Annotated in this window: 7 protein-coding genes; all 7 read right to left on the minus strand. The window is 48.7% G+C overall.

Annotated elements, in window-relative coordinates; genetic code table 11:
• Window positions 1–105 precede the first annotated feature (105 nt).
• The 7 genes from SHK35_RS11335 to speD all read right to left on the minus strand — a co-directional run bounded on the left by SHK35_RS11335 (window position 106) and on the right by speD (window position 5,952).
• Complete coding sequence (locus tag SHK35_RS11335) at window positions 106–708, minus strand: lysine exporter LysO family protein (RefSeq protein ID WP_318709840.1); 603 nt, start codon at window positions 706–708, stop codon at window positions 106–108.
• The gene (locus SHK35_RS11340; RefSeq protein ID WP_318709842.1) at window positions 705–1,022 is read right to left on the minus strand and encodes a hypothetical protein; all 318 of its coding nucleotides are present in this window, start codon (window positions 1,020–1,022) and stop codon (window positions 705–707) included. Before SHK35_RS11340 ends, SHK35_RS11335 begins: the two co-directional genes overlap by 4 nt.
• Before the next feature lie 89 nt (window positions 1,023–1,111).
• Complete coding sequence (locus SHK35_RS11345) at window positions 1,112–2,371, minus strand: saccharopine dehydrogenase family protein (RefSeq protein WP_318709843.1); 1,260 nt, start codon at window positions 2,369–2,371, stop codon at window positions 1,112–1,114.
• Between the two features lie 89 nt (window positions 2,372–2,460).
• Window positions 2,461–2,712, minus strand: a complete 252-nt coding sequence (locus tag SHK35_RS11350; RefSeq protein WP_318704354.1) for a kinase to dihydroxyacetone kinase — start codon at window positions 2,710–2,712, stop codon at window positions 2,461–2,463.
• Window positions 2,713–2,791: 79 nt separating this feature from the next.
• Window positions 2,792–3,661, minus strand: a complete 870-nt coding sequence (gene speE, locus SHK35_RS11355; RefSeq protein WP_318704353.1) for a polyamine aminopropyltransferase — start codon at window positions 3,659–3,661, stop codon at window positions 2,792–2,794.
• Window positions 3,662–3,694: 33 nt separating this feature from the next.
• On the minus strand, window positions 3,695–5,155 hold the full coding sequence (locus SHK35_RS11360) for an aminotransferase class I/II-fold pyridoxal phosphate-dependent enzyme (RefSeq protein WP_318709844.1): 1,461 nt from the start codon (window positions 5,153–5,155) through the stop codon (window positions 3,695–3,697).
• 38 nt (window positions 5,156–5,193) lie between these two features.
• Window positions 5,194–5,952 carry an adenosylmethionine decarboxylase gene (gene speD, locus SHK35_RS11365; RefSeq protein ID WP_318704351.1) on the minus strand — a complete coding sequence of 253 codons (759 nt, stop codon included), beginning with the start codon at window positions 5,950–5,952 and terminating at the stop codon, window positions 5,194–5,196.
• Between the last annotated feature and the right edge of the window lie 509 nt (window positions 5,953–6,461).

Genomic DNA, 6,461 nt, shown 5'->3' on the forward strand with positions numbered 1-6,461 from the left:
GAGCGAAAGCGTGTCTGTGTTGAAATGTGCAATGTGTAACCTCACAGGAATTTAGTACCCTATTCCATAAAAATTATAATATATCCCTGTATCCATGGTCAAGAATCAGGTAAACAGGGCGTAGCAAAGGGAGATCAGCACGGGCACAAAGGCAGAGCAGATCACTCCGTTGATCACGGAAAACACCACAGTTTCCTCGTCGGTATACTTTATCATCATGGGCAGCGTGGTGTCCTCACTGGTTGCCCCCGCTGCAGCAATGCAGGCATAGCCGTTAAGCTTTTTGGATAAAAAGGGAATGCTGAAAAAAGAAAAAATTTCCCGCATGAGATTGCTTAAAAAAGCGATGCTTCCCATCTGTGCACCGGATAGGCTTTCCAGGGTGATTCCCGCAAGGCTGTACCAGCCAAGTCCGCTTGCCGCCGCAGTGCCGCTGCTTAAGGGACATCCTGTCATCAAACTGCACAAAACGCCGCCCAAAAGCGACCCCAGAATGGTTCCCAGGGGGATCAGAAATATTTTTATGTGATATTGTCTGATTTTTTTGAAAAATCCCCGGTGCATACCGATGCTGATGCCCACAGAAAACATCAGAATATATAAAATAAGGTCTTTATGCTCAGAAATTTTCAGGATAAGAGAGTTGTCTGCCCCCCATGCCCCGCAAATAATTCCCAGAATCAAAGCAGTAATTGCAATCAGTGTCATAGCTCTGTCTCCCCGTCCTCATGCTCCTTTGTCCTTTTGTCACATAAAAACCGCCAGGTGAGGGCATACACCAACAGAATAGAAAACAAGGTGGGAAGAGCAAAAAACAGAAAGCTGCTTCCCCCTAAGGAAGCAAGCTCTCCCAAAAGATTTTCCTTCCGTCCCAAACTGATTCCCATGGCAAAAATCAAAAGGGCTGTACAGGCAGTCTGCAGATACCCGTTTAGTCTTTTACCCTTTTTCTGGAAAAAGTTTTCGGGAAGAAAGCATCTTCCAACAAGCACCCCCGCGCACATAACTCCTAAAATAAGCATGATCCACCTCCGTACTGCCAACACATCTAAGGATTAACCTTACTGTATTTCCAAAAGGAAGTCAATGGATTTTAAAAATCCTGTGCCGGTTATTCAACCAGCACAGGATTTTCTTCTACCTTCCAGGGAAGGCCGTATTCGTTCAAGGCTTCCATAAAGGGATCGGGATCAAACTCCTCCACGTTAAACACGCCGGGCTTTTTCCATACCCCTTCCATTACCAGCTTGGCGCCGATCATAGCCGGAACGCCCGTGGTGTAGGAAATAGCCTGGGAGCCTACTTCCTTGTAGCATTCCTGATGATCGCACACATTATAAATATAAATGGATTTTTCCTTTCCATCCTTCACTCCGGTGAAAATGCAGCCGATATTTGTCTTTCCCACAGTCCTGGGACCCAGAGACGCCGGATCAGGAAGCAGCGCCTTTAAAAACTGAATGGGTACGATCTCTCTTCCCTCAAACATTACAGGATCGGTCCGAAGCATTCCCACATTTTCCAGACATTTCATATGGGTCAGATAGCTTTGTCCAAAGGTCATGAAAAAGCGTATCCGCTTCACGCCGGGAATGTTCTTTGCCAGAGATTCAATCTCTTCATGGTGCAGCAGATACATATCCTTTTCCCCTACCTGGTCAAAGTTATACACTCTTTTGATCTCCATGGGCTTTGTTTCCACCCAATGGCCATTCTCCCAGTAGGAGCCGTTTGCGGACACCTCCCGCAGGTTGATCTCCGGGTTAAAATTGGTGGCAAAGGGATAGCCGTGGTCCCCGCCGTTGCAGTCCAGAATGTCAATATAATGAATTTCGTCAAAATAGTGCTTCAAGGCGTAAGCGGAAAAAACACTGGTCACGCCGGGGTCAAAGCCGCTCCCCAAAAGTCCCGTAATCCCCGCCTTTTCAAATCTTTCCTTATAGGCCCACTGCCAAGAGTAGTCAAAATAAGCGGTAAAGCCCTCCTCTTTGCAGCGTTTCTCATAAACGGCCCTCCACTTGGGATCCTCCGTGTCCTCCGCCTCATAGTTTGCGGTATCCACATAATCTACGCCGCAGGCCAGGCAGGCGTCCATAATGGCCAGATCCTGATAAGGCAGCGCCAGATTCAGCACCAGGTCAGGCTGTACCTTTTTGATCAGCGCCGTCACCTCTTGTGCCTTGTCCGCATCCACCTGCTCCACGGTAATCACCGCCTTGGTGGTTTTCTCAAGCTTTTCCTTCAATGCCTCACATTTGCTCAAGGTGCGGCTGGCAATACAGATTTCCTCGAAGGTTTCCGCACACTTTGCACACTTCTGAATGGCGACGCCGGCAACGCCGCCGCAGCCGATTACCAATATTTTTCCCATAATTTTCTCCTTTTCTCTGCCGACAGTATCCTGCCGCTTTTCTTCCAGTCCCTTTTTCCTGAATCTATCTGCAGGAAAGACCGAAAGCCTCAGCCCTTCAGTCCCCTTGCCTGTCTGTCCATGTCCTCCACCACAATATCATAGATTTCCCCCAGAGAGGCACAGTATTCCAGCACCTTCCAAGGCTCGTTGGTGTGAAAATGAATCTTGATCAGCTCGTCGTCTCCCACTGCCAGAAGGCAGTCTCCCTGAAAGTGATTGGTAAAATAGTCGCTGATCACATCCTCGTCCAGACCCTCTCCTTCGATCAAAAGCTGCGTGTCATATTTGAATTCCAGCATATTCAGGTTCTCCTTCCATTTCCTGTTTCTGTTTATCTCTATTTATTTCCTGCCTGCTTATCTTCCCACAAAGCTGAACTTACAGGGACGCTTCTCTTCCCTCCACGCTGCGCAGAAGCTCCTCCACATAAGCCGGAAGGTAAAAGGCTCCCTGATGCACCTTGGGGGTGTAATATCTGGTATCAATGCCCAAAAGCTTCCATGCAGCCCCGTTCAGGTCGTGGATGGGATGGTACTTTTTGGAGGCAAATCCAAACAGCCAGTGTCCAGAAGGGTACGTGGGAATGTGCACCTGATATACCCGGCTGATGGGAAAGCTTTCCACAATACGCTTATGGGCCCGCTTGCAGGCGATGGCGTCAGCCTGATAGAAGGGACTTTCGTGCTGATTCACCATAATGCCGTCCTCCTTAAGAGCCTTATAGCAGTTGCCGTAAAACTCCTTGGTAAACAGCCCCTCCCCCGGCCCGAAGGGGTCCGTGGAATCCACAATAATCAGATCATATTCATTTTCCTTAGAGCGGATAAACCGCAGACCATCCTCATAATAAATGGAAACTCTCTCATCCTCCAGCCTGCAGGCGGTCTGGGGCAGGTACTTTTTGCAGACCTCTACCACCAGCTCGTCGATCTCCACCATATCTATCTGCTCTACCCCGGGATATCTGGTCAGCTCCCTGATCACGCCGCCGTCTCCCGCGCCGATCACAAGCGCCTTTTTTACATTGGGGTGCACCGCCATGGGCACATGAGTAATCATCTCGTGATAAATAAATTCATCCCGCTCCGTAAGCATCATATACCCGTCCAGCGTAAGAAAACGCCCGAATTCCTTTGACTGGAACACATCAATCCTCTGAAACTCACTCTGCCCGCTGTAAAGCTGCTTGTCCACCCGGATCGACAGCTTTACGTCCGGCGTATGAGGTTCCGAAAACCATAATTCCATATTGCTTTCCTGCCTTTCATTTTCCTGCTTTTCCTAGGCCCATACCTCCTTGAGCACATTCAGGCGTTCAATGGCCGCGTCCTCAGGCCCCGTCATGGAGCAGCCCTTCTCCTTGGCATAGAGAATATAATTGAGAATGTCCTCCGTAATCTCCTCTCCGGGAGCCAATATGGGAATCCCGGGCGGATAGCACATGACGAATTCACTGCACACCCTTCCCTTGGTCTCCAAAAGGGGCAAGGATTCCTTCTCCGCATAGAAAGCGTCCTGTGGAGACACCGCCACCTTGGGATCGATGTATTCCTGGCTAAACATCCCCGCGCCGTCCTTTCCATATTGGCGCTTGATCTCCGCCATTGCACTGACAAGCCGCTCAATGTCCCGCTCCCTGTCTCCAATGGAAAGATAAGCCAGAATATTGGCAATGTCCCCAAGCTCCGCCTGTATGTCATATTCATCTCTGAGCAGATCATAAACCTCTATGCCGGCCAGCCCCACTCCCAGAGTATTTACCGTAAGCTTGGTTCTGTCAAAGTCAAAAATACTGTCCCCGTTGATCAGGTCCGCCGTGTAAGCGTAATAGCCTCCGATACGGTTGATCTCCTCTCTGGCGTATTCCGCCAGCGCTATGACTCTGGCAAATTCCTCTTTTCCCCGAAGGGCCAGATTCCTTCTGGAAATATCAAGACTTGCCAGCAGTAAATAAGAGGCACTGGTAGTCTGGGTCAGATTAATAATCTGGCGCACATAGCCAGGATTCATGGACGGTCCCGTCAAAAGAAAGGAGCTCTGGGTAAGGCTCCCCCCTGATTTGTGCATGCTCACTGCGGCCATATCGGCCCCCGCAGCCATTGCTGATATGGGCATATCCTTACCGAAATAAAAGTGAGTTCCATGAGCCTCATCCACCAGCACCTTCATGCCGTATCCATGGGCCAGCCTTACAATGCTTCTTAAATCGGAGCATATACCGTAATAGGTGGGATTGTTTACCAAAACTGCCACTGCATCGGGATTTTCCCGGATGGCCTTTTCCACCTGAGATACCCGCATTCCCAGCGCAATTCCAAGCCTGTTATCCGTTTCCGGATTTACATAGATGGGCGTTGCGCCGTTTACCACCAGCGCGTTGATGACGCTGCGGTGGACATTGCGGGGAAGAATGATCTTGTCTCCCTTTTTGCAGGTACTAAACACCATGCTTTGTACTGAGGAGGTGGTTCCTCCAACCATCAAAAAGGCATAGGCGGCGCCGAATGCCTCTGCGGCAATCTCCTCCGCCTCTCTGATCACTGAAACAGGATGGCACAAATTGTCCAGAGGCTTCATGGAGTTTACATCAATTCCCACGCACTGCTGACCCAGAAGCTCCACCAGCTCCGGGTTCCCCCGTCCTCTCTTATGCCCGGGGACGTCAAAGGGTACGATTCTGTTTTGCCTGAATTCCTCCAGCGCTTCATAGATCGGCGCTTTTGCCTGATTAAATCTCCCCACGGCCTTCACCTCTCCTCTTTGCCACAAAACAAGCTTTGTCAGTAAATATTTCTCCCGCTGAATATCTCAATCATTTCTCTCCGGAGATTATCCATAATCTCCAGGCGTATCTTCGGCGGCAGCTCATACACATCGCTGTTAAACAGGTAGTTTTGCAGATCCACCTCCTTAATCAACATCTTGGTGTGAAATATATTTGCCTCGTAAACGTTAATATCCACAGCGTCATAGCGACGCAGAATTTCCTTGTTGATGTAGTCCTGAATGGAAGTCATATGATGATCCATAAACAGCTTGTGCCCGCCCACATCTCTGGTAAAGCCCCGCACCCTGTAATCCATTGTGATAATATCCGAGTCAAAGGAGCCGATCAGGTAATCCAGCGTGGAAAGGGGCGTGATTTCCCCGCAGGTAGCCACGTCAATATCCACCCGGAAGGTGGCAAGATAAGTCTCCGGATGATATTCCGGATAGGTATGCACCGTAATGTGGCTTTTATCCAGATGCGCCACAGTAGTGTCACCTGCAGGAATCATGCTCTCCTCCGCGATCAATATGGTTACAGAAGACCCCTGAGGCTCATAATCCTGGCTGGATATGTTCAACACATTTGCTCCGATCATATCCGTCACATTTGTGAGGATTTTGGTCAGACGCTCGGAATTATACTGTTTGTCAATATAAGCGATATAATCCTTCTGCTCCCTCTGGGTTTTCGCATAGCACACATCGTAAATGTTGAAGCTCAGAGACTTTGTTAAGTTGTTAAAGCCATATAATGTGATTTTCTCGCTCATAGGATTTCCTTCCTCTGGTAATTCCGGCCCTGACCCTGCTGGCATACGCCCGCCGGACACACCGCAAAAAAGCAGGCAGCCGCTGTGCGGCCTGCCTGCTTGGATAGTCGGTATCTGTGACGTTTGCAGCGAATCCTCTTTTAGAAAGGATTCGTCTCTTACGGTATTTTCATGGTATGAAAATGGACAGATATTGGGTTTTTAGAGTCTATATAGCAAATATTTTACTTTTACTACTCTTATTGACCGTTTCACAAGTTAGGTGTGCAGCTGCACAGGTTTATAGTAACCAACTTATAAAATTTGAGCTTTTAACTCAATCAATAATGCAGCCAAAGCTGCCAAAAAATATTTGCATGGAAGACTCTGTGAATCTGTTTTCCATACATCCTGTACTATAGCACAGGACGGTGGAGAAAGTCAATGTAAAATTTTGCTTGAGTTTCCGCAGAATTATCCCCACCGGATAAATCTGCTGCGTCCAGTTATCCGCAACTTTCAAAAAATGC

It is taken from the genome of Candidatus Acetatifactor stercoripullorum (assembly GCF_944382095.1).
GTDB lineage: Bacteria > Bacillota > Clostridia > Lachnospirales > Lachnospiraceae > Acetatifactor > Acetatifactor stercoripullorum.